Below are 21,382 nucleotides of genomic sequence, written 5' to 3' on the forward strand. Positions count from 1 at the left end.
AGGCAAATGTTAAATGTGGCAGGCTAAGGTCACGGTCATATGGTCTTGAGTTTGTGTAGAGAGTCCCATGACCGAAATGATGCGACCACGCGTGAAATATGTCATCGGCCCCGATGGCAGCCCTCTGACGATTGCGGATCTGCCGCCGGCGAATACCCGGCGCTGGGTAATCCGCAGGAAGGCTGAGGTTGTTGCCGCCGTGCGCGGTGGCCTGTTGAGCCTGGAAGAAGCGTGCGAACGCTATACCCTTACTGTCGAGGAGTTCCTGTCCTGGCAGTCCTCGATCAACGATCACGGTCTCGCCGGCCTGCGCACCACTCGCATCCAGCAGTATCGCCACTAATTTCGCCCATCACAGGGCCATAGGTCGCGCGGCGGCTCCGGGTTCCCCGGGGCCGCCGCCGTCGTTCTTAAAGGTCCCGTGCGGACCGGCATTGGTTGCGTTTCGCGAACACACTGTGCACCGGCGATGGCCGAGCGGGCGATTCCGATTTGCGAAAAACTGCGCTAGCTTCCACGCAGACAAACCCGTTCACCAAGGAAGGTTGCCATGGAAATCTTGCACGAGGAAACTGGATCGCACGGCCGCTACTCGACATCAGTCGAAGGCCATACCGGTGAAATGACCTATTCGCGCACCTCGCCGCAACTGATCATCGTCGATCACACGCTCGTTCCGGATGCCCTGCGCGGCAAGGGCGTCGGCCAGGCCCTGGCCAAGCATGCGATCGAGGAAGCCCGCAAGGGCGGCTGGAAGATTATCCCCCTCTGCCCTTTCATGAAGGCCCAGGCGATGCGGCATCCCGAATGGCAGGATGTCATCCAGGGTTGAGACACCTGCGCCGGCGGCGGCGGCACAAATCTTAAATCGAAATCGCGTGCACCTTAAAAGAACCACGGCGCTGTCGGTCCCGAAACGAGAAGACCCGCCCGGATGCCGAGGCATCGGGCGGGTCTTTTTGTCTTGTCACGATCGTGCCGGATCGGATCATGCCAACCGCATGATCCGTCAAGGATGGAACCATCTGCTCCGAAACGGGCTATCGGCCCGTCCAACGGACAAATCCCCCTTGCCGCATCCGGCTCGGGGTTCAAATCACCCTTTGGACCAAGGCGTTACGGCCCGCTGCGCCGGATTGTGGCGCAGGAGCCGCAGCTATGCCCGCAGGCGGGTCGACGTGTCCCGCTCTTCGAGGGCCGCCGCCTTCGCGAATTCGGCCTGCACTTCTTCGAGCGCGAGTTCGGCAGCATCCTGCTGCGTCTTCAGCTCGCGAATGGAGACCTGAAGATTGTCGGCTCTCTGACGTGCGGCCTTGGCGAAGGTGGGATAGGCGAAGTGCTGGGGATCGGAGATACCCGACTTCTTCTCCTCGAAAATAATCTGATTTTCCAGATCCTTGGTCATCCGTTCGAACTCAGCCATCATCATCTGAAGCTGGTTCAGCTGACGCTGCTTCTCCCGGACCTGAAACTCCTTCAGGCGGACAAGGCTCTCACGTGCTTTCATACGCAATACTCCCGTGGATAACGAGACCCCGGTTACTGATTTGCCCGCGAGCCGGCCCGAACAGGGCCGGAAACGAAAAATCTTCAGCGATATTAACAAAAGCCTACCGCTGGTAACCTTTCGTTTACGGGCATCGTTAATCATAGGCGTGATGATTTAAGGCTCCGTAAATGCTGAGGCACGAAATGTGACCGCCCCGGCATTAACGAGTCAGAAGAGTCAGATAACGGGATTTCCTCATGTTTCACATGAGATTAGCCGTTCTGGATTCACGTTTGAAATCAGGAGACTGCTAAAAATATTTAACAAACTCGATACACCTTGCCAGAGGGAATCAGAATTTGTTAACCATTTGGTGGCAGCCTCCAAATCAGGCAACGACTGGATCCGTATCGCGTAAGGGTGCCACGACAACCTTGGGCGGCGGAAAAGGGGAAGAATATGCGGGTTCTATTAATTGAAGACGACAGTGCAACGGCTCAGAGCATTGAGCTGATGCTCAAGTCCGAGAGTTTCAACGTCTACACCACCGATCTCGGTGAAGAAGGCGTCGATCTCGGCAAACTTTATGACTATGACATCATCCTTCTCGACCTCAACCTGCCGGATATGTCCGGCTACGAAGTCTTGAGAACGCTGCGTCTTTCCAAGGTGAAGACGCCCATCCTGATTCTTTCGGGCATGGCCGGCATCGAAGACAAGGTTCGCGGCCTGGGCTTCGGCGCAGACGACTACATGACCAAGCCGTTCCACAAGGACGAACTGGTCGCTCGCATTCATGCGATCGTCCGCCGCTCCAAGGGCCACGCCCAGTCGGTCATCTCCACCGGCGAGCTTATCGTCAACCTGGATGCCAAGACGGTTGAAGTGGGCGGACAGCGCGTCCACCTGACCGGCAAGGAATACCAGATGCTCGAACTGCTCTCGCTGCGCAAGGGCACGACGCTTACCAAGGAAATGTTCCTGAACCACCTCTACGGCGGTATGGACGAGCCGGAACTGAAGATCATCGACGTCTTCATCTGCAAGCTGCGCAAGAAGCTCGCAAACGCCGCCGGCGGCGCCAACTACATCGAAACCGTCTGGGGCCGCGGCTATGTGCTGCGCGAGCCGGATGGTGCCGAATACGCCGAAACTGCCTGATTCCCTGCCAGGGCTTGCACCGATCCCCGCATGATGCGGGCCCGACATTCGAGAGTTTCGCAAAACCCGCCTATGAGGCGGGTTTTGTTTTGCGTGAAAGAGACCACGCCTACCGGTTTTGCGATGATATTGCCCCAGATCCAGGGCGCACCGCCCTCCCCTTCCCAATGATCGAAATCCCTGTTCGGCTCGCCGGGTTGGCACAACAAAAAGCCGCGGCAAACGCCACGGCTTGATTTCGCTGCAAGCATGCCAGGATAAGGCGGCTCAGGCCGCCATCGACTGGCTCGCAAAAACGCTGGTCAGGATCTTGCGGTCGAAAGGCTTCAGCAGGAAGTCGTCGGCACCAGCCCGCTTGCCGGCCATCATCTTCTTCAGGTCCGCTTCGACGACGCAGTAATAAATCCGCACCGACGGGCCGTTCGGCAGCCGGCGAATGTTGCCGATAAGCTCGAGCGCGCCTTCGAGACCTGCGTCGATGATCAGGATGTTCGGGAGTTCCGCTTCGCAGCGCACGAGCGCCTCAAGGCTGTTCGACGCCTCGTAAACCATAAAGCCCATGCCGGAGAGGATACGTTTTCCAACTTTCCGGACGACATCCGAGCCGTCGGCAATCATCAAACGTCGCATGTCCAACTCCCTTCGCCACTTACCTATACGCGTATCGGCATTCTTGAAACAACTCTATACAAATTTGGGAAAGATTTCGTTACGGAGTTTGCTTAACGAAGCTTTTTCGCGCGAGATCAACCCACTGAAAATGTTAAATTTTCCAAGATCCGGGTGACAGTAAAACGCTTATGGCAGATACGTTTCCGCCGGATGCGATGGCACCCGGCGGATGTCGAGACGTCAAGAAATCGGGGCGCCTGGCGCCGCCGACTTAAACCTCAGGCTGCATCTTGGCGGTGAAGATGATTTCCTCTCCGGTCGAGGTGACGGCGATTTCCATGCCCGCCTCCTCGCCGAGAAGCACCGTGTAATAGGGCTGGATCGAATGGGCGTCGACGGCCTCTTCCGGCGTGCCGGACAGGAGTTCCACCAGCCTTGGAGGCACGCGCATCATCCGGCCCTTGGCGACGAGCGTGAACACGGCGTCGAACTCCGGGTTCTCGAGCGTCACGTCGATCGAGCCGCCGCGTGGAATGGCGCCGTAAGCGATCAGGAAGAGGTTCAGGAGCAGCTTGACCCGGTTCTTGGCAATGATCGCCCGCGGGCCGTGCCAGTTGACCTCGGTCTTCTTCTCGGCTGCGGCAAAATCCTTCGCCGCCTTTTCCGCTTCGCCGGTATCGATCGACGCACCAACCGAGCCCGACGCGCCGAAGGCAAGGCGCGCAAACTTCAGCCGGACCGAGGCGTTGAGCGCGCTCGTGCGGATCAGATCCATCGCATCGGCATCGGCGCCGCCCTCGTCGAGCAGTTCCAGGCCGTTGTTGATGGCGCCGACCGGGGAAATGATGTCGTGGCAAACCCGGCTGCACAGAAGCGCGGCCAGATCGGGTCCCGTCAATGTCAGGTTCGGATTCGTTGCCATCTTAGTTCCTTGTTTGGTGCCATCGGCCGTCGCCTGGAGCACGCGCCGTGGTCACGCCGGTAAAGCCTCCTGCGTGAAGACGCAAGTCATGAGCTGCCCGGCGCAGCCGTTCATCAGTGGAACATAATGACACCACATTTGGTAAACCGATTGTTAAGACCATCGGTTCAAATTGCATGGAATTGGTCCAGACCCCACCTGGCCGCGCAGTGATCTGACTGTCGGCCACTGCAAACCCGCAAGCGAGCAAATTTCGCGCCTGACGGAGGATATGATGCATCAGATCATGAAGGCTGCCACATCGGCTGGTCGTGTTGTCCTGGCCACGATGTTTCTGGTCGCCGGCGCCCTGTCCGTCGCGCACGCCCAGTCGGCGAACAACAACAGCCAATACACCATGCAGGAAATCGTGGATGCCGGTCACGGCTTCTTCGGAGAAACCTCCGGCGGCCTTGCCAAGGTCGTCGAACGTGCCTTTGAACGCTACGGCCTGCCGAACGGCTACATTCTCGGACAGGAAGGCTCAGGCGCGTTCATCGCCGGCCTCACCTATGGCGAAGGCGAGCTCAACACCAAGAATGCCGGACAGCACAGCGTCTTCTGGCAGGGTCCGTCGCTCGGTATCGACTGGGGCGGCCAGGGCAGCCGCGCCATGATGCTCGTCTACAACCTGCCAAGCGTGCCGGCGCTCTACAAGCGCTTCGGCGGCGTCTCCGGCTCGGCCTATGTGGTCGCCGGCGTCGGCATGACGGTACTGACCGACGAAAACATCGTCGTGGTGCCGATCCGCACCGGCATCGGCGCGCGCCTCGGCGTCAATGTCGGCTACCTCAAGATGACCCAGAATCCGACCTGGAATCCCTTCTAAGACCGTTGCCGGACCTGCCTGTCGCAAAATCCGGCACCATAGACTTGCAGCGCACGAAACGTCATGTTTAGTGCAAGGAAACGGAAGATGGAGCGCCTGCCGTGCCCTTTGTGGCCGGGCAGGCGGTTCGGTTTCCGGTCCAGTTTCGAAACGGCCAGCTCGTGATCCAATTCTCGCTTCTCTTTGCCCTGGGCTTTCTGACGGCGATCATCATCGGTCTCCTGGTCGCACCGGCGATCCACCGCCGCATCGTGCGTTTCGCCGAGGACCGGCTGAAGGCGACGATGCCGCTCAGCCCCCAGGAGGTGCGCGCGCAGAAGGATGCGGCCCGCGCCGCTTTTGCCGCCGAGAATGCCCGCACGCTTCAGGCCCTCAAGCGCGAACGGGACAAGGGCGTGTCTCTGATGCTCACAAACGAGAAGAGCCTGCAGGAAGCCCGTCGCCTCAGCGGCGAAAACGCCGATCTGCATGCCCAGCTTGCCGACATGAACGTCGAGGCGGCAGACATGCGCTCGGCCATCCGCCAGTTCGAACAGCGCCTGGAGCGGATGAAGGCGACGCTCGACAGCGTCGAGAGGGACAACGCCGGCAAGGCCGAGGAGATCAGGAAGCGTGACGTTCAGCTCGCCCAGGATGCTGCCGAGACCGACAATCTGCGGATCAATCTGGCCGCACGCGACACAGAGGTCGAGCATCTGAAAAGCCGGATCGCTACGCTGCGCGACGAGCGCGAAGCCCTGCGCGGCGACTTGAAGACCGAGACCACCCATGCAAAGGAAATGGAGCTCCGCCTGTCGCGCGACGAAACCCGCCTGCACCGGCTGGAAGACAAGCTTGCGCGCGAAATGGCAACCAGCGCCGATCGCGAGAGCGCGCTTGAAAGGCGCGCCGGTGAAATCGAGAGATTGAAGGCCAAGGTGAAGGACACCAACCAGGAAATGCGTGACGCCGCCAAGGCCCTGCGCGCCGCCGGCGTCGCCTTTCCCTTGCGCCGCGACCGCAAGCCGGCATCCGAGCAGACGGGCAATGGTGCCGCGGCACCGGTCGAATTGGCAAACGGGGATTCCGGCTCCATTGTCGCCGCCGACGACCTGCGCAATCGCGCCACCGCCCTTTCGGAGCGCCTGACCAACTCCAAATCCGCAGCCCATGACGAGGCGCTGCGCGACGAAGTCGCCGCAATCGCCGCAGGCATGGTCGCCCTTACGGCGACGAACGAAGGCGCCACCTCTCCCATCCGCGGCCTGCTCTCGGGCGAGGAAGAAGGCACAGCCAACAGAAAAAGCCTGGCGAAGCGCGTCAAGGATATTCTTCCGCGCGAGTAGGCGCCCTCAGCCGTCGGGGACTGTCTGCCCTCACACCAGCGCGACCCCTCAGATCCGGCCGTTGATCAATGCCACCTGGTGCAATGCGATGCCGGCCGCGGTCGACACGTTGAGGCTGTCGAGCCCCGGCCGCTGGCGGATGCGCGCGGTCTGGATCGCGGTCATCACCGCTTGCGGCAGTCCCTCGCCCTCGGTCCCCATCAGAAGCGCCGTGCGCGGTGCCGGAGGGATTGCGCCGATGTCTGTCGTTCCTGCCGGCGACAGCCCCCAGATCGCAAAGCCTGCAGCCTGCAGCCGCTCCAGCATGGCGGCGACGGAACCCTCGCGAGCGAAAGGAACCGTCAGCACCGAGCCGACGGAAACACGGATGGCCTTGCGATACATCGGATCGCAGCTCGTCTCGTCCATCAGGACCGCATCGACCCCAAAGGCCGCCGCGTTGCGGAAAAGCGCACCCATATTGTCGTGGTTGGAGATGCCGCAGGCCGCCAGCACCAGGCTCGACGTGGGCAGCGACGCGATCAGCGCATCACGATCCGGCTCGCCTTCACGGCGCCCGAGTGCCAACACGCCGCGATGCATGTTGAAGCCGGCGATCGCGTCGAACACCTGCGCGTTCGCCACATAGACCGGGACGTCAGGCGGGAAACGCCGAAGAATGTCGCCGACGCCCTCCAGACGGTTTTCCAGAAGCAGGAGGGCCTCGGCCGCGAAACCGCGGCCGGCCGCGTGCGCGGCGGCCAGCATGCGCAGCACCACGGTGCCCTCGGCAATGAAGCGGCCCTGCCGCCCCGTCAGATCGCGCTCCTTGATCGAGACGAAACCAGCGATCCGGGGATCGGCGGGATCGTCGATGCGCAGGACGGGCGGGAGGGCGCCGGACATGCCGTCAGTTCGTCCGAACGGTGATATCCGCGACGATGCGGCCGGTGCCGATGTCGAAGACGATCGCACGCGGCTCGGCACCGGGCAGGTTGCCGTAGAACAGCACCTGCGAGCCAGAAAGCGCGACATTCGTCACGGTGAAGCCGGCAGGCAGCGCGGCAACGGCGTTGAGCGGCGCCTCACTCGGAACGACGGCGGCGGACGTCTGGGCCGGCGCTTTCTCATCCGTGCGCGTCAGCTTGTAGACAATCGTTCCAAGGACAGCCATAAGCATGACCAACATGACGCCTGCCGAGACGAGCTGCAGCTTCACCATCTTGCGGCGGACATTTTCCATCGCCGGATCTAGCGGCTTGTCTTCCTGGTCATCGGGCTCGATTGCGGTCATGGCTGGCCTTTTTTCGGATTTTTAACGGAATGAACGACCCCTTTAAACAAGCAACGGCCAATAGGAAAGTCCTGACGGCGGGCGAGGATGCCGCAGGACGGCTCGATTCCTTTCTGACGGACGCACTTTCGGGTGAATTCTCCCGCAACCGTATCAAGGCTCTCATCGAGCAGGGTGCCGTGTCGGTCAACGGCAAGCCTGTGAGCGAGCCGAAGAAGAAGGTGCAGCCGGGGGACATCTTCGAGATCGATCTCCCGGAGCCGGAAGATCCCGAGCCGAAGGGCGAGAATATCCCCCTCGACGTGCTTTATGAGGACAGCGACCTGATCGTGCTGTGCAAGCCGGCCGGCCTCGTCGTGCATCCGGGTGCCGGCAACTGGACGGGCACGCTCGTCAATGCCCTGATCCACCACTGCGGCAGCAGCCTGTCGGGTATCGGCGGCGTCAAGCGCCCCGGCATCGTCCATCGCCTCGACAAGGAGACGAGCGGCGTCATGGTCGTCGCCAAGAACGATGCGGCCCATCGCCATCTCTCGGACCAGTTTGCCGACCACGGCCGCACCGGCCCGCTCGAGCGCGCCTACCGGGCGGTCGTCTGGGGCAGGCCACGGCAGTTGAAGGGCACGATCGACGCGCCGCTCGGCCGCGCCGGCGACCGAACGAAGCGCGCGGTCAAGCGCGAGGATAGCGACGACGCCCGCGAGGCGATCACCCACTACGAGGTGGTCGAGCGCTATCTCGAAAAGCCCGACGGCACCTCGCTCGCCTCGACGATCGAATGCCACCTGGAAACGGGCCGGACCCACCAGATCCGCGTGCACATGGCCCATATCGGCCATCCGCTGATCGGCGATCCCGAATACGGCGCCGCCTTCAGAACCAAGGCGAACCTTCTGCCGGATGCCGCCAAGGCCGTTGTCAACCAGTTCCACCGCCAGGCGCTGCATGCCTTCATGCTGCAGTTCGAGCACCCGTCGACCGGCGAGACCATGCATTTCGAAGCGCCGATGCCGGACGACATGGCAGCGCTGATCGAGGCGCTGCGCAGCGGGGAGTGACCGCCCCTTGAAATCCGTCGGAAGAATTCCGATCTAAAGCGGGCCTCTATTCGTGACATTTCCGTCGCTCCGGCGTCACATCCTTGTGAACCGGACTCCTTGAATCATGCTTTCGCCGTACTTATTTTCTACGTTCGTGGGGTCTTGACGAAGACCCACATGCCCGGCTTGCCGACCGGAGGCCGGAGACTAAAAAGGGGGGTGCTTCATATGGCCCGAAACAATTTGCCGACCATTGCCGCTGGAGAAGGCGGCCTTAATCGTTACCTCGACGAAATTCGCAAGTTCCCGATGCTTGAGCCGCAGGAAGAGTATATGCTCGCCAAGCGGTACCAGGAACACGACGACCGCAAAGCGGCGCACAAGCTCGTCACCAGCCACCTTCGCCTCGTCGCCAAGATCGCGATGGGTTATCGCGGCTACGGCCTGCCGATCGGCGAAGTCGTGTCGGAAGGCAATGTCGGCCTGATGCAGGCCGTGAAGAAGTTCGAGCCCGATCGCGGCTTCCGTCTCGCCACCTATGCAATGTGGTGGATCAAGGCGGCGATCCAGGAGTACATCCTGCGCTCGTGGTCGCTGGTCAAGATGGGCACGACCGCCAACCAGAAGCGGCTGTTCTTCAACCTGCGTCGCCTCAAGGGCAAGATCCAGGCACTCGATGAGGGTGACCTGAAGCCGGAGCATGTCAAGGAAATCGCCACCACCCTCAAGGTGAGCGAGGACGAAGTCGTTTCGATGAACCGCCGCCTGTCCGGCGACGCCTCGCTCAATGCGCCGATCAAGGCGAGCGAGGGCGAGTCCGGTCAATGGCAGGACTGGCTCGTCGACGACCACGACAACCAGGAAGAAATCCTGATCGAGCAGGACGAGCTCGAAAGCCGCAGGGCTCTGCTTGCGAACGCGATGAAAGTGCTCAACGACCGTGAGCGCCGCATCTTCGAGGCACGCCGCCTGACCGAAGATCCGCTGACGCTCGAGGATCTTTCGGCCGAGTTCGACATCAGCCGCGAACGCGTCCGGCAGATCGAAGTTCGTGCGTTCGAAAAGGTCCAGGATGCCGTGCGCAAGGCAGCGCTGGAGCGCGCCAATTCCCTGCGCGTCGTCGAAGGCGCCTAAGGCAACCGCAGCAACTTAAAGCGGCGGTTCCGCTTCAAGAACGCGAAACCCAACAAAAAACCCGGCGGTTGCTTCCGCCGGGTTTTTTGTATCTTCGGTTCTTGTCGAGCTTACTGGCTGTTGCTCTCGGCAGCCGTACCCGTCGCCGACCAGGCGCGCATGGCCTGGTTGAAGGCATCCGTGCCGCTCTGCCCCTTCTCAAGCGTCAGAAGCGCACGGCGACCGTTGCGGTAGGTCAGCGGGATATCGATCCAGCTGCGGCTGCGCAGCAGCTGGGTGTTGTTGCCGATGGCGTCCGTCGCATCGTTCAGAGCGATCATATGGAAGTCGTCGGTGATCTTGGCCGGAACCGCGATCAGGGCGTCTCCCCGATCCTGCTCGGTCCGCTTCATCGATACGCGCTGGACGCTGTCGATGGCGCCGCCCTCGAAATTCGACGGCAGCGAGAACACGAACTCGATGACGTGGCTTGCCGGCAGCGACGGATCCGCGTTTCGCTTGATCGTCATCAGCGCGGTCAGGCCGCGGTCCGGAACGGTGATCTGGGCCTGGATCGCCGGCTCGGGCTTGGCATCGCCACCGGGCGATTCCTCCTTCACCGACCACGCCACGGTTCCCGGAACGGCCGTGGGCGAAGACTGGCCGAGACGCTCCTCGTAGAGGAACATCTTCTCGCCGGTGGCAAGGGCGACTTCAGGCTGGTTCGGCTGGCCGGCCGGCTGGCCAGTCGCGGGCGCTCCGGCCTGGTCGGCCGTGCCACCTTGACCGCTCGCCGCTTCGACAGGCTTGCCTGCTTCCGTCTGCGGCGCCACGGACTTGCCTTCCTGCGCAGCGCTCTCGCCCGTTGGGTTGGCCGGGCCGTCGTCGGTCTCCGATCCGTCCGCCATCAGGCGCTGCGTGAACTTCGTCGAGTTGTTGTCCGGCGCAACCGTATCGTCATGCGCGGCCGGTTGCTGGGTGGCCGTTTCGCCAGCGGGCTGCGGCGGCGTGCTTTGCTCGGCCGGCGTTCCGCCAATGCCGGACACCGCCGAGCTTATCGACGACACCATGCCGGAAATCCAGGCGTTGCCGGCCTCGCGGTTCTGCCAATAGGCAAATCCGCCGCCGCCAAGCACGAGCAGGGCGACGCCCGCAATGACGAGACGCTTTACGCTGAAACGCGACGGCTTCGGCGTGGCCCGGTATGATGTCGGCCTTGGCGCTGCCGGGATTGCTTCGCCAGCCCGTTCCGGCTCGCGCGCTGCCGCCGTTGCTCCGGCTCCCGCCGCAGCAGCGTTGGCCGCGTCCTCGAAGCCGAGCAGATCGTCAATGTGATCCCAAGCGGTACCGGCGCGTTCCTGCTGGTTCTGCGCCGCCGGTGCGGCAGCCGCCTGAACAGGCTTTTCGACCGGCCACGACCAGTCGCTGATCTCCGGTTCTGAAGTCTTCTCGGCCCGCCGCTCTTCGATCGGCGCAAAGGGGTCATTGTCGTCGAACGACCAGCCGCGCACGGGGTCCGCCTTGGGCGTCACCTCAGGGGCCTGCTGCTCCGGCTCGGCGACCGGATGCATCCCCAAAAGCTCGGGCGCGGTGTCCGGGTCGTGGGTCTCCGTGGCGCGCTCTTCGCCGATGTGTTCGGTGACCGGCGCGACGGTCGAGGTCGGACCAACGGTCTCCCATTCGGGCAGGTCCCACTCGGAGAGGGCCGGTTTCTGCTCAGTACTTGCAGCCGGCACTTCATCCCAGGTCGGCTCGTGCGCGGCATGGTGCTGCGTCTCGACCTCCGGGGAAGGCACCGGTGTTTCCTGCGCTTCTGTCACCGGCTCCGAATATTCGGGCGCTTCATAGGCCTGCACGTCTTCGTGCGGCTGAACGACGACGGGAGTTTCGTCCAGCGGCGGCTCAACAGCTTCGGCAGGCTCAACGGCCGGTTCGTATTCTACCGCCTCGACCGGAGTTTCCTCGACCGGCTCGGCCTCCGGCTCCACCACATGCGTCGGCGCCTCATAGGCCTCGACAGGGTGGTAGGGCTCGGCGGCGATTTCCGGTTCCGCTGCGGGCTGCTCTACCGCATCGGCAACAGCCACCGGCTCGCTTTCGACAACCTGTACAGGCTGAGCTCCCGGTTCCGGTTCCGGTTCCGGTTCCGGTTCCGGAACGTGCTCTACTGCTGGCTCCGAGGCAACCGGTTCGACGGTCTCCGCCTCGGCAACCTCGGGCTCGTCGAGCGCCGGCAAGGCCTCGGCATGTTCGCTGTCGACCTCGGCAATCGCATTTTCGAGTTTCGCCAGCTGGCGATTGATCATGTCGTCCGACGGACGCGGGTTCATGTTTTCGAGTTGGCGGCGCACGGCCGCGCGCGCCTTCTCGTATACCCTGTCCCGCATTTCAGGTGTGTTTTCCGACAGGCCGTCAACGGTCCTGCGAATAACTGCAACAAAATCCGCCATTAGTACTTTCTCATACGCCCAGGTATGTCTTTGCGATCACGACGCAATGTCAGTTCGCCGACACTAGTCCTCAAAGGGGTCCGTCACAAGTATTGTGTCGTCCCGCTCCGGGCTGGTCGAAAGAAGAGCAACCGGTGCACCGATCAGTTCTTCCACCTGGCGGACATACTTGATCGCTTGCGCCGGAAGATCTGCCCAGCTGCGTGCGCCAACCGTCGATTCTTTCCATCCTTCAAGCGTAACATACACTGGCTTTGCCGAAGCTTGCTGCGCCTGGCTTGCCGGCAGATGGTCGATCTGCTGCCCGTCCAGAGTATAGCCGATGCAGATCTTCAGTTCGTCGAGACCATCGAGAACGTCAAGCTTGGTGAGCGCGATGCCGGTGATGCCGTTGGCGGCAACCGACTGGCGTACCAGGGCTGCATCGAACCAGCCGCAGCGGCGCTTGCGGCCCGTCACGGTGCCGAACTCATGGCCCTTTTCGCCGAGGAACTGGCCGATTTCGTCGGTAAGTTCGGTCGGGAACGGACCTTCACCGACGCGCGTCGTATAGGCCTTGGTGATGCCGAGGATGTAGCCGAGCGAGCCCGGGCCCATGCCCGAACCGGCGGCAGCCTGGCCGGCGACCGTGTTCGACGAGGTGACGAACGGATAGGTGCCGTGGTCGATGTCGAGCAGCGTGCCCTGAGCGCCTTCGAACAGGATGCGCGCGCCCTTGCGGCGCGCCTTGTCGAGCAGAACCCAGACGGTGTCCATGAACGGCAGCACCTTGGCGGCGACCGAGGAGAGTTCCTGCATGATCGCGTCGTGGCTGATCTCGGCTTCACCGAGACCACGGCGTAGCGCATTGTGGTGCGTCAGCAGGCGATCGACCTTGGCCGGCAGCGTGTCGAGGTCGGCAAGATCCATGACGCGGATCGCGCGACGGCCGACCTTGTCTTCATAGGCCGGGCCGATGCCGCGGCGCGTGGTGCCGATCTTCGTGCCGCTGTTGGAGGCGGCATCTTCGCGGATGCCGTCGAGCTCGCGGTGCAGCGACAGGATCAGGGTGGCATTGTCGGCGATGCGCAGATTGTCTGGCGTGATCGCGATGCCCTGCTTGCCGAGCTTGTCGATTTCGGCGATCAGCGCGTGCGGATCAATCACGACGCCGTTGCCGATGACAGCAAGCTTGCCGGGACGCACGACGCCGGAGGGCAGGAGCGACAGCTTGTAGCTGACGCCGTCGATCACCAGGGTATGGCCGGCATTGTGACCGCCCTGAAAGCGCACGACGATATCCGCGCGCTCGGAGAGCCAATCCACAATCTTGCCTTTGCCTTCGTCACCCCATTGGGAGCCGACCACTACGACATTCGTCATAATTCTCTTCCTGTTCAGGCGCGCAACCGAGGCTGCGCTGTTCTCAAACCCGCGCATCTATACTGTGTTGTCATCTGGAAAGCGACCCCGTTATGTCGGGCGTTCCGCCCTTTTTGCATGACAAGGCCGGGATTTAGAGCCTATATCTTCCGCTCTCCCGCCATCGCGACAACCGGTCGCCATCCCCATGCAGGTCTGAGCATAGTGAATTCCAGGGCCTACTTCTATCTCTGCATCACCGCTCTGTTCTGGGGCGGCAACTCCGTCGCCGGCAAGATGGCCGTTGGCCATGTGAGCCCGATGATGCTGACGACCCTGCGCTGGGTCTTTGCACTCATCGTCATCCTGGTGCTGATGACGCCGCAGATCCGGCGCGACTGGGACAAGATCCGAAAGCACTGGCTGCAGCTTCTCGCCTACGGCGTGGTCGGCTTCACGACCTTCAATGCCCTGCTCTACTCGGCGCTCAAATATACGAGCGCCATCAATGCCGTCATTCTCCAGGCCGGCATCCCGATGCTGATCTTCCTCTTCAACTTCGTGCTGTTTCGAACGAAGGCGTCGATCGCCCAGGTGATCGGCTTTACCGTCACCCTCGTCGGCGTTCTGGTGACGGCGGCCCATGGCGACGTCACCAGCCTGCTGTCGCTCGAATTCAACTTCGGCGATGCGCTGATGATCGCGGCCTGCGTCGTCTATGCAGGCTACACCGTGGCGCTGCGCTACAAGCCGACGATGCACTGGCAGAGCTTCATTGCAGCCCCCGCCTTCGGCGCGCTCCTGAGCGCCATCCCGCTGTTGTTCTGGGAGATCGGCACGGGCACCGCGATCGCGCCCGATACCACCGGCTGGATCATCGTGCTCTATGCCGCGATCTTCCCATCGCTGATGTCGCAGGTGCTTTATGTCCGTGGTGTCGAGATGATCGGCGCCAACCGCGCCGGCCTGTTCATCAACGCCATTCCCGTTTTCGGCACGTTGCTGTCGGTGATGCTGATCGGCGAGACCTTTCACCTCTTCCACCTTGTCGCGCTGCTCCTGGTGCTTGGAGGGATTGCGATCGCCGAAAAGGGTCGCCCGCGCTAGCCGGAGCCTCCCGCCTGCCGGGTAAGTTTCTGGCGATGCAATCGCTAGAACTCGGGAGGTGACTTAAGGCTTGATTAGCAGATGGGTGTTTCTGTCGCCCCCAGGATTTTCCTTGGGGCTAAGGCAGTGAAAAACATTAGAATTTCGACACGTATCTACTTATTGACGGCGATGGCGCTGGTCTTCATGGCGGCGGCCATGGCCTATAAGACCCAAGTTGCCAACGCGGAAGTCAGCGACGAACGCCGGCAGATGCTGCGCAACGTCACCGAAGCGGCGATCTCGACGATCGCAAGCTTCGAGGAACAGGAGCGCAGTGGCACGCTCTCGCGTGAGGAGGCCCAGAGCCGCGCCATTTCCGCGGTCATGGCCATGCGCTTCGGCCAGGACGGCTACTTCTTCATCAACGGCTTCGACGGCACGATGATCGCTCATCCGCTCGCCAAGAAGCTCGTCGGCACCGACGTGCGCGGCCTCAAGGATACCAACGGCAAGGCCTTCAACGTCGAGCTTATCGCGTTGGCACAGAACCCGGGCAACGGCATCGTCAACTACTACTGGGACAAGCCCGGCCACGAGGAGCCGGTCGAGAAGTACTCCTATATCCAGGGCTTCAAGCCCTGGGGCTGGGGTGTCGGCACCGGCGTCTACGCCGACGATCTCGCCGCCAAGTACAATGCGTCGCTGCTGATGACGATCATCACCACGGCGATCGCCGCGATCGCGACGCTTGCCGCCGCCATGGCGATCGGCCGCTCGATCAGCCGGCCGATCAACCGGCTGAAGGACGTGATGCTCGAAGTGTCGAACAATGACACCCGTTCGGAAGTCCCCGATACCGACCGCCGCGACGAGATCGGCCACATGGCCGACGCGCTTGTCGTGCTGCGCGCCTCGGTGATCGAACGCAACGCGCTTGAGGTTCGCCAACGCGAACAGCAGGTGGCGCTCGACGGTGAGCGCAGCGCCAACGAGGAAATGCAGCAGGCGACCGCCCGCGTACAGGCCCATGTCGTCAGCACCATCGGCGGTGCGCTCGAGCGGCTGGCGAGCGGCGACCTCACCACCCACGTGCCGGATCTCGGCGCCGACTACGAAAAGCTGCGCCAAGACTTCAACACCGCCGTCGCCGCACTTCGCTCGACGGTGAGCGCGATCGCCGATTCCACCTCTGTTGTCACCGGCAATGCCAATGAGATTAGCCGTGCAGCCAACGACCTGTCGCAGCGTACCGAGCAGCAGGCAGCGTCGCTCGAACAAACCGCAGCCGCGCTCGACGAAATCACCTCGGCGGTGCAGAACTCCACCAACCGTGCCGAGGAGGCGACCCGCATGGTCGCCGAGGCTCGCAAGGGTGCGGCCACCTCGAGCGAGGTCGTTCGCGACGCCATCACTGCCATGGGCCGTATCGAGAACTCGTCTTCGAAGATCGGCGAAATCATCGGCGTGATCGACGACATCGCCTTCCAGACAAACCTTCTGGCGCTGAACGCCGGCGTCGAAGCGGCGCGCGCGGGGGATGCCGGCAAGGGCTTTGCCGTCGTCGCGCAGGAAGTGCGGGAATTGGCGCAGCGCTCGGCAACGGCCGCCAAGGAGATCAAGGGCCTGATCACCGCGTCGGGCGTCGAGGTTTCGGCCGGCGTACGGCTGGTCGAGGCGACCGGCTCGGCGCTCGGTGACATCGAGCGGCGGGTCAACGAGATCAACGACCGTATCGTCGCGATTGCGACGGCAGCGCGCGAACAGTCGGTCGGGCTGCGGGAGATCAACACCGCCGTCAACCAGATGGACCAGATGACCCAGCAGAACGCTGCCATGGTCGAGCAAACCTCGGCCGCAAGCCAGACACTCGCCGGCGAAAGCAACGTGCTTTCCGGCCGGCTTGCCCAGTTCACCGTCGAGGAAAAGGTATGGCGGCCCGCGACGCAGCGGGCGGCCTGATCCAGCACAAAACGAAAATGGCGCCGATCGGCGCCATTTTCATTTTAGACGAGGTGCCGCTCCATGTAGAGCGCGTCGTCACCGTAACTTGAAAGCTTCTGTGCCAGCCGTTCGTCCATGCGGACCTCAAAGCCCTGTCTTTCCCAGAAGCCGCGGGATCCGTTGACGGAAACGAGCGACATCGACCGGAACCCTTCCGTGCGAGCGACATCCGCAAGCATCGGCAACACGCCGCCCCCTGCCCCGGAGCCGCGCATTTCCGGCAGGAGCGCGAGGTCATGGATGTACCACGTGTCGGCGGCCTCAGGGATTTCACCAAGCATGCTGTTCAGCGACGGCGGCGCACCGCGAAGCCATGGGTGGCTCAGCACATAACCGCGCGACAGACCTTTCGCATCCAGCATGAAACAACCGGCAGGGCTGAGCGCGATGCGGTCGGCGAGAACGGCGTCATCCTCGGGAAAGGCCTGGTGAACCACGAGCTGGATCTCCGATACGGAGGCGAGGTCGGGCAGGCTTGCCTCGCGCCAGCGGAATGTCATTTCGGTCATTTCTCGTCACATGCGTTCGAAACAGGAAAACGCACCGGCGGTCGGCCGGTGCGTCCTCGATATGTCCCGTGAGTGGGTCGGCAAAGTGGCAGACGGTGCTGCCACTTGCTGGGCTGGCGTCAATCTATGTTGAAGACCAGCGGCTTTGCCTGGCGAATTGCCGGATTGGCACGCAGCTTGTCAAGCACAACCTCGGAAACCGCGCCATCGACGTAGAGCAGCGCGATCGCGTCACCGGCTTCCTTCTCGCGGCCGAGCTGGAAGTTGGCGATGTTGACGCCGGCATCACCGAGCGTCATGCCAATGAAACCGATCATGCCGGGAACGTCGGTGTTGGTGATGTAGACCATGTGGCTGCCGACATCCGCATCGAGGTTGATGCCCTTGATCTGGATGAAGCGCGGCTTGCCGTCCGAGAACACCGTGCCGGCAACCGAACGCGTCTGGTTCGCCGTCTTCACCGTCAGCTTGATGTAGCCGTCGAAGACGCCGGTCTTGTCGCGCTTGACCTCGGACAGGATGATGCCCTTTTCCTTGATCATGACCGGCGCCGAAACCATGTTGACGTCGGCAACCTGTGGTCGGATCAGACCGGCAAGCACGGCACTCGTCAGCGCCTTGGTGTTCATGCCGGCGGTCGAGCCGTCATAAAGGATCTCGATTTCCTTGATCGCGCTTTCCGTCACCTGGCCGACGAAGGCGCCGAGAACGTCGGCAAGCCGGATGAACGGCTTCAGGATCGGCGCTTCCTCAGCCGTGATCGACGGCATGTTGATGGCGTTGGAGACGGCACCCTTGACCAGGTAGTCCGACATCTGCTCAGCCACCTGCAGCGCGACGTTCTCCTGGGCTTCCGTGGTCGAAGCGCCGAGATGCGGCGTGCAGACGACGTTCGGCAGGCCGAAGAGCGGGCTTTCGGTCGCGGGCTCGACCTCGAAGACGTCGAAGCCGGCACCGGCGACATGGCCCGACTTGATCGCTTCGGCAAGCGCTTTCTCGTCGACAAGACCGCCGCGAGCGCAGTTGACGATGCGCACACCCGGCTTGGCCTTGGCAAGCGCTTCGGCGCTCAGGATGTTGCGCGTCTTGTCGGTCAGCGGCACGTGCAGGGTGATGAAGTCGGCCTGGGCGAGCAGTTCGTCGAGCTCGACCTTGGTGACGCCCATTTCCTCGGCGCGCTCCTTGGAGAGGAACGGGTCGTAGGCGAGAACGTGCATCTTCAGGCCGATGGCGCGCGAGCAGACGATGGAGCCGATGTTGCCGGCGCCGATGACGCCGAGCGTCTTGCCGGTGATTTCGACACCCATGAAGCGGGACTTTTCCCACTTGCCGGCCTGCGTCGAGGTATCGGCGGCCGGAAGCTGGCGGGCAACGGCAAAGAGCAGCGCAATCGCATGTTCGGCGGTCGTGATCGAGTTGCCGAAGGGCGTGTTCATCACGATGATACCGCGGCGCGAAGCAGCCGGAATGTCGACATTGTCGACGCCGATGCCGGCGCGGCCGATGACCTTGAGGTTGGTCGCAGCTGCGATCAGCTTTTCGGTCGCCTTGGTGGCCGAGCGGATGGCGAGGCCGTCGTAGTTACCGATGATTTCGGCAAGCTTGTCCTTGTCCTTGCCGAGCTTCGGCTGGAAATCGACTTCGACGCCGCGATCGCGGAAGATCTGGACGGCGGTTTCCGACAGTTCGTCGGATACGAGAACGCGAGGTGCCATGGAAGGCCTCCTTAAAGATCAGGTCTGAATGGAAATGCGGTTAGCCAGGCCTCGCTCCCATCGGGAGCGAAGCGGATCACTCAAATCAGTGTGAGATGCGGGCGAAGTTCATTGTCCTCACCCTTGTCCGATCAGGCCGCGGCCTGTGCCAGCGTTGCCTTCTGGGTCTCGAAAGCCCAGGTCAGCCACGGCATCAGCGCCTTCATGTCGGCGGCCTCGATCGTGGCGCCGGCCCAGATGCGAAGACCGGACGGGGCATCGCGGTAATGGCCGATGTCGAAGGCGACGCCTTCTTTTTCGAGGAGCACAACCACGCCCTTGGCAAAGGCCGCCTGTCCGTCGGCGTCGAGCGCGAGCACGTCCTTGTCGACGATCTTCAGGCAGACCGAGGTGTTGGAGCGGGTCTCGTCCTTGACCGCCAGGTTTGCGATCCAATCGTTGGCGGCGACGAAATCGAAGATTGCCTGCGCATTGGCATCAGCCCGGGCCATCAGGCCCTTGAGCCCGCCGACCTGCTGCGCCCAAAGCAGCGCATCGATGTAATCTTCGACGCAAAGCATCGACGGCGTGTTGATGGTTTCGCCGGTAAAGATGCCTTCAATCAGCTTTCCGCCCGAGGTCATGCGGAAGATCTTCGGCAGCGGCCAGGCCGGAACGTAGGTCAAAAGGCGTTCGACGGCGCGCGGCGACAGGATGATGACGCCGTGGGCGCCCTCGCCGCCCAGAACCTTCTGCCAGGAGAAGGTGACGACATCGAGCCTGGCGAAATCGAGGTTCTGCGCGAAGGCGGCCGAGGTCGCGTCGCAGATCGTCAGGCCCTTGCGGTCTGCCGGGATGAAGTCGCCGTTGGGCACACGCACACCCGAGGTCGTGCCGTTCCAGGTGAAGACCACGTCGCGGTCGAAATCGACCTTGGAAAGATCGGGAAGTTCGCCATAGGCGGCTTCGAACTTGCGAACGTCGGCGAGCTTCAGCTGCTTGACCACGTCGGTCACCCAGCCGGCGCCAAAGCTTTCCCAGGCGACCATGTCGACGCCGCGCTGGCCCAGCAGCGACCAGAGCGCCATTTCGACGGCGCCGGTATCGGAAGCGGGCACGATACCGATGCGGTAATCGGCCGGCACTTCAAGAATGTCACGGGTAAGATCGATGGCCTGCTTAAGCTTCGTCTTGCCGATCTTGGCGCGGTGCGAACGACCGAGCGGAGCATCGGAGAGAGCGTCGAGCGTCCAACCGGGGCGCTTCGAGCAAGGGCCAGAAGAGAAATGGGTATTGTTCGGACGGAGGTCCGGCTGTGCAGGCTTTGCCATGTGCTATCCTTCCAGATAGATAGCCCTTCGTTGGGGAAGGGTGTCCCGCCGTCGTCGATATTGAGGGTGGGACCGGAAGTCAAGCGCTTTGTCGCAATCGACAAAATTTATGGCGTCGCGAGCAACATATGAAAAGGCAGGCCGCCACCGCAGAGCGATTGTTGCCGGAGGCTGCCTTCATGTGGGCAACAGGCTGAAAGACCTGAGGTCAAGAACGCGGCAAACCTGCCCGATCTTTCCGAGGCCGATGGCGTTAGAACGAGAAGCGCAGACCCGCCCGGATTTCGTGACGCGAAAGTCCATCGTCAAAGCCCTTGTCACCCCGCGCGCCGGCAAGCGCCTCAGTGCCAAAGCCGAACATTCCGCCATCTGCGATATGGGAGTAGCGGTAGCCGACATCGAGCTTCAGCTGATCGCTGAGATCGTAGGAAACGCCGGCCATCAGAGCATAGGTAAACCGCCAGCTATCGCGCCCCTCGTAGGAGGTGGAGCCGGGCGCTCCAGCGCAGGCGCCGCCACCGGCAACGCAGGTCGCCCGCTCGACCGCCGTATCCCAATTGAGACGCGTTGCGCCGAGACCGGCGCCGACATAGGGGGTAAAGCCCGCGAGCGTGCCGAAATCGACATAGGCGTTCGCCATCAGGCCAAGAGCGGAATAATCAGCCCCGGTTGAAAATGCGCAGGACGTTCCCGCCCCCTGCCCCGCGCAAGGGGCGGTCGACGATGACGAACCGTTGAACCGGCCCTCGAAATACTCCGCCGTCAGGTCGGCACGGAACGTGTCGGCAAACTGGTAGCCGACGCCAAGCGAGCCGGAGAACGGCTTGTCGAAACGGGCGTTGTCGAAAGTGGTGCTGTCGTATGTCGACGTGCCTGCATCGAAGGTTCGGTAATAGGGATCGCCCTCGCTACGCCAGGGCGCATAACCGATATCGCCGCGCAGGTAGATCGCGCTGGCGCCAGCCGCTTCTTTTTCGATGGTGATCTCCGGCGCATTCAGGAGCTCCTCATCGGCAGCGAATGCCGCGCCGGAAAGGAGCAGGCCGGCACCAAAAGCGGCCCCGCAGAACCCGTTTCGCCAATCCATGCCCATGCCCTCTCACCACTGCTATCGGTGCGGGATGGCGCACTGCCGTCACCGCTTCGTTCAGCGTTAACTATTGG

At 62.4% G+C, this 21,382-nt stretch carries 20 protein-coding genes; 9 read left to right on the forward strand and 11 right to left on the reverse strand.

Going from position 1 to position 21,382, the window contains the following annotated elements:
• Positions 1–67 precede the first annotated feature (67 nt).
• Together OKW20_RS25740 and OKW20_RS25745 are read left to right on the forward strand one after the other, a co-directional pair.
• Entirely contained in the window at positions 68–343 is a 276-nt protein-coding gene (locus OKW20_RS25740; protein WP_003527546.1) for a DUF1153 domain-containing protein, read from the forward strand.
• A 207-nt stretch (positions 344–550) separates the two neighbouring features.
• On the forward strand, positions 551–832 hold the full coding sequence (locus OKW20_RS25745; protein ID WP_043611908.1) for a GNAT family N-acetyltransferase: 282 nt from the start codon (positions 551–553) through the stop codon (positions 830–832).
• A gap of 324 nt (positions 833–1,156) precedes the next feature.
• Here the strand turns inward: OKW20_RS25745 and OKW20_RS25750 are convergent, their stop codons facing one another.
• A complete protein-coding gene (locus OKW20_RS25750) occupies positions 1,157–1,507 on the reverse strand; it encodes a hypothetical protein (RefSeq protein ID WP_043611906.1) in 351 nt (116 codons plus the stop codon).
• Between the two features lie 441 nt (positions 1,508–1,948).
• Between OKW20_RS25750 and ctrA the strand changes: the two genes are divergently transcribed.
• Complete coding sequence (gene ctrA, locus OKW20_RS25755; protein WP_025424706.1) at positions 1,949–2,650, forward strand: response regulator transcription factor CtrA; 702 nt, start codon at positions 1,949–1,951, stop codon at positions 2,648–2,650.
• Between the two features lie 267 nt (positions 2,651–2,917).
• Here ctrA and OKW20_RS25760 read toward each other — a convergent pair whose 3' ends face one another.
• The gene (locus OKW20_RS25760) at positions 2,918–3,280 is read right to left on the reverse strand and encodes a response regulator (protein WP_034806707.1); all 363 of its coding nucleotides are present in this window, start codon (positions 3,278–3,280) and stop codon (positions 2,918–2,920) included.
• Positions 3,281–3,533: 253 nt separating this feature from the next.
• Entirely contained in the window at positions 3,534–4,184 is a 651-nt protein-coding gene (gene chpT / locus OKW20_RS25765) for a histidine phosphotransferase ChpT (RefSeq protein WP_043611903.1), read from the reverse strand.
• A 274-nt stretch (positions 4,185–4,458) separates the two neighbouring features.
• Between chpT and OKW20_RS25770 the strand changes: the two genes are divergently transcribed.
• Together OKW20_RS25770 and OKW20_RS25775 are read left to right on the forward strand one after the other, a co-directional pair.
• The gene (locus OKW20_RS25770; RefSeq protein ID WP_082005878.1) at positions 4,459–5,052 is read left to right on the forward strand and encodes a DUF1134 domain-containing protein; all 594 of its coding nucleotides are present in this window, start codon (positions 4,459–4,461) and stop codon (positions 5,050–5,052) included.
• A 161-nt stretch (positions 5,053–5,213) separates the two neighbouring features.
• Positions 5,214–6,377 carry a hypothetical protein gene (locus tag OKW20_RS25775; protein ID WP_429177119.1) on the forward strand — a complete coding sequence of 388 codons (1,164 nt, stop codon included), beginning with the start codon at positions 5,214–5,216 and terminating at the stop codon, positions 6,375–6,377.
• A 48-nt stretch (positions 6,378–6,425) separates the two neighbouring features.
• Here OKW20_RS25775 and OKW20_RS25780 read toward each other — a convergent pair whose 3' ends face one another.
• A complete protein-coding gene (locus OKW20_RS25780; RefSeq protein WP_429176745.1) occupies positions 6,426–7,262 on the reverse strand; it encodes a TrmH family RNA methyltransferase in 837 nt (278 codons plus the stop codon).
• Between the two features lie 4 nt (positions 7,263–7,266).
• On the reverse strand, positions 7,267–7,650 hold the full coding sequence (locus tag OKW20_RS25785) for a hypothetical protein (RefSeq protein WP_034806447.1): 384 nt from the start codon (positions 7,648–7,650) through the stop codon (positions 7,267–7,269).
• 29 nt (positions 7,651–7,679) lie between these two features.
• Here OKW20_RS25785 and OKW20_RS25790 point away from each other — a divergent pair, with 29 nt between their 5' ends.
• Entirely contained in the window at positions 7,680–8,708 is a 1,029-nt protein-coding gene (locus OKW20_RS25790) for an RluA family pseudouridine synthase (protein ID WP_429176748.1), read from the forward strand.
• 210 nt (positions 8,709–8,918) lie between these two features.
• The gene (rpoH, locus tag OKW20_RS25795) at positions 8,919–9,824 is read left to right on the forward strand and encodes an RNA polymerase sigma factor RpoH (protein ID WP_043611895.1); all 906 of its coding nucleotides are present in this window, start codon (positions 8,919–8,921) and stop codon (positions 9,822–9,824) included.
• 110 nt (positions 9,825–9,934) lie between these two features.
• Here the strand turns inward: rpoH and OKW20_RS25800 are convergent, their stop codons facing one another.
• Together OKW20_RS25800 and OKW20_RS25805 are read right to left on the reverse strand one after the other, a co-directional pair.
• Positions 9,935–12,253 (reverse strand): hypothetical protein, encoded by a 2,319-nt coding sequence (locus OKW20_RS25800; RefSeq protein WP_429176752.1) that lies wholly within the window; start codon positions 12,251–12,253, stop codon positions 9,935–9,937.
• Positions 12,254–12,316: 63 nt separating this feature from the next.
• The gene (locus tag OKW20_RS25805) at positions 12,317–13,615 is read right to left on the reverse strand and encodes an adenylosuccinate synthase (protein WP_034806437.1); all 1,299 of its coding nucleotides are present in this window, start codon (positions 13,613–13,615) and stop codon (positions 12,317–12,319) included.
• Positions 13,616–13,819: 204 nt separating this feature from the next.
• Between OKW20_RS25805 and OKW20_RS25810 the strand changes: the two genes are divergently transcribed.
• Both OKW20_RS25810 and OKW20_RS25815 read left to right on the forward strand, forming a co-directional pair.
• Entirely contained in the window at positions 13,820–14,701 is an 882-nt protein-coding gene (locus OKW20_RS25810) for a DMT family transporter (RefSeq protein ID WP_043623231.1), read from the forward strand.
• A 126-nt stretch (positions 14,702–14,827) separates the two neighbouring features.
• A complete protein-coding gene (locus OKW20_RS25815) occupies positions 14,828–16,642 on the forward strand; it encodes a methyl-accepting chemotaxis protein (protein WP_429176756.1) in 1,815 nt (604 codons plus the stop codon).
• Positions 16,643–16,686: 44 nt separating this feature from the next.
• Here the strand turns inward: OKW20_RS25815 and OKW20_RS25820 are convergent, their stop codons facing one another.
• The 4 genes from OKW20_RS25820 to OKW20_RS25835 form a co-directional block, all read right to left on the reverse strand.
• A complete protein-coding gene (locus OKW20_RS25820; RefSeq protein ID WP_192450685.1) occupies positions 16,687–17,193 on the reverse strand; it encodes a GNAT family N-acetyltransferase in 507 nt (168 codons plus the stop codon).
• Between the two features lie 119 nt (positions 17,194–17,312).
• Positions 17,313–18,908: a phosphoglycerate dehydrogenase gene (serA, locus tag OKW20_RS25825; protein WP_402325406.1), complete on the reverse strand. Its 1,596-nt coding sequence runs from the start codon at positions 18,906–18,908 to the stop codon at positions 17,313–17,315.
• 131 nt (positions 18,909–19,039) lie between these two features.
• Positions 19,040–20,218, reverse strand: coding sequence for a phosphoserine transaminase (locus OKW20_RS25830; RefSeq protein ID WP_429176759.1), 1,179 nt, complete (start codon positions 20,216–20,218; stop codon positions 19,040–19,042).
• Between the two features lie 253 nt (positions 20,219–20,471).
• Entirely contained in the window at positions 20,472–21,305 is an 834-nt protein-coding gene (locus OKW20_RS25835) for an outer membrane protein (protein WP_429176761.1), read from the reverse strand.
• Between the last annotated feature and the right edge of the window lie 77 nt (positions 21,306–21,382).

The organism is Ensifer sp. LBL, assembly GCF_050435225.1.
Lineage (GTDB): Bacteria > Pseudomonadota > Alphaproteobacteria > Rhizobiales > Rhizobiaceae > Ensifer.

Bases quoted from the DNA above. Each gene is read 5' to 3' on its own strand.
- OKW20_RS25740 (WP_003527546.1), top strand. From the start codon at position 68: ATGACCGAAATGATGCGACCACGCGTGAAATATGTCATCGGCCCCGAT.
- OKW20_RS25745 (WP_043611908.1), top strand. From the start codon at position 551: ATGGAAATCTTGCACGAGGAAACTGGATCGCACGGCCGCTACTCGACA.
- OKW20_RS25750 (WP_043611906.1), bottom strand. From the start codon at position 1,507: ATGAAAGCACGTGAGAGCCTTGTCCGCCTGAAGGAGTTTCAGGTCCGG.
- ctrA (WP_025424706.1), top strand. From the start codon at position 1,949: ATGCGGGTTCTATTAATTGAAGACGACAGTGCAACGGCTCAGAGCATT.
- OKW20_RS25760 (WP_034806707.1), bottom strand. From the start codon at position 3,280: ATGCGACGTTTGATGATTGCCGACGGCTCGGATGTCGTCCGGAAAGTT.
- chpT (WP_043611903.1), bottom strand. From the start codon at position 4,184: ATGGCAACGAATCCGAACCTGACATTGACGGGACCCGATCTGGCCGCG.
- OKW20_RS25770 (WP_082005878.1), top strand. From the start codon at position 4,459: ATGCATCAGATCATGAAGGCTGCCACATCGGCTGGTCGTGTTGTCCTG.
- OKW20_RS25780 (WP_429176745.1), bottom strand. From the start codon at position 7,262: ATGTCCGGCGCCCTCCCGCCCGTCCTGCGCATCGACGATCCCGCCGAT.
- OKW20_RS25785 (WP_034806447.1), bottom strand. From the start codon at position 7,650: ATGACCGCAATCGAGCCCGATGACCAGGAAGACAAGCCGCTAGATCCG.
- OKW20_RS25790 (WP_429176748.1), top strand. From the start codon at position 7,680: ATGAACGACCCCTTTAAACAAGCAACGGCCAATAGGAAAGTCCTGACG.
- rpoH (WP_043611895.1), top strand. From the start codon at position 8,919: ATGGCCCGAAACAATTTGCCGACCATTGCCGCTGGAGAAGGCGGCCTT.
- OKW20_RS25800 (WP_429176752.1), bottom strand. From the start codon at position 12,253: ATGGCGGATTTTGTTGCAGTTATTCGCAGGACCGTTGACGGCCTGTCG.
- OKW20_RS25805 (WP_034806437.1), bottom strand. From the start codon at position 13,615: ATGACGAATGTCGTAGTGGTCGGCTCCCAATGGGGTGACGAAGGCAAA.
- OKW20_RS25820 (WP_192450685.1), bottom strand. From the start codon at position 17,193: ATGACCGAAATGACATTCCGCTGGCGCGAGGCAAGCCTGCCCGACCTC.
- serA (WP_402325406.1), bottom strand. From the start codon at position 18,908: ATGGCACCTCGCGTTCTCGTATCCGACGAACTGTCGGAAACCGCCGTC.
- OKW20_RS25830 (WP_429176759.1), bottom strand. From the start codon at position 20,218: ATGGCAAAGCCTGCACAGCCGGACCTCCGTCCGAACAATACCCATTTC.
- OKW20_RS25835 (WP_429176761.1), bottom strand. From the start codon at position 21,305: ATGGATTGGCGAAACGGGTTCTGCGGGGCCGCTTTTGGTGCCGGCCTG.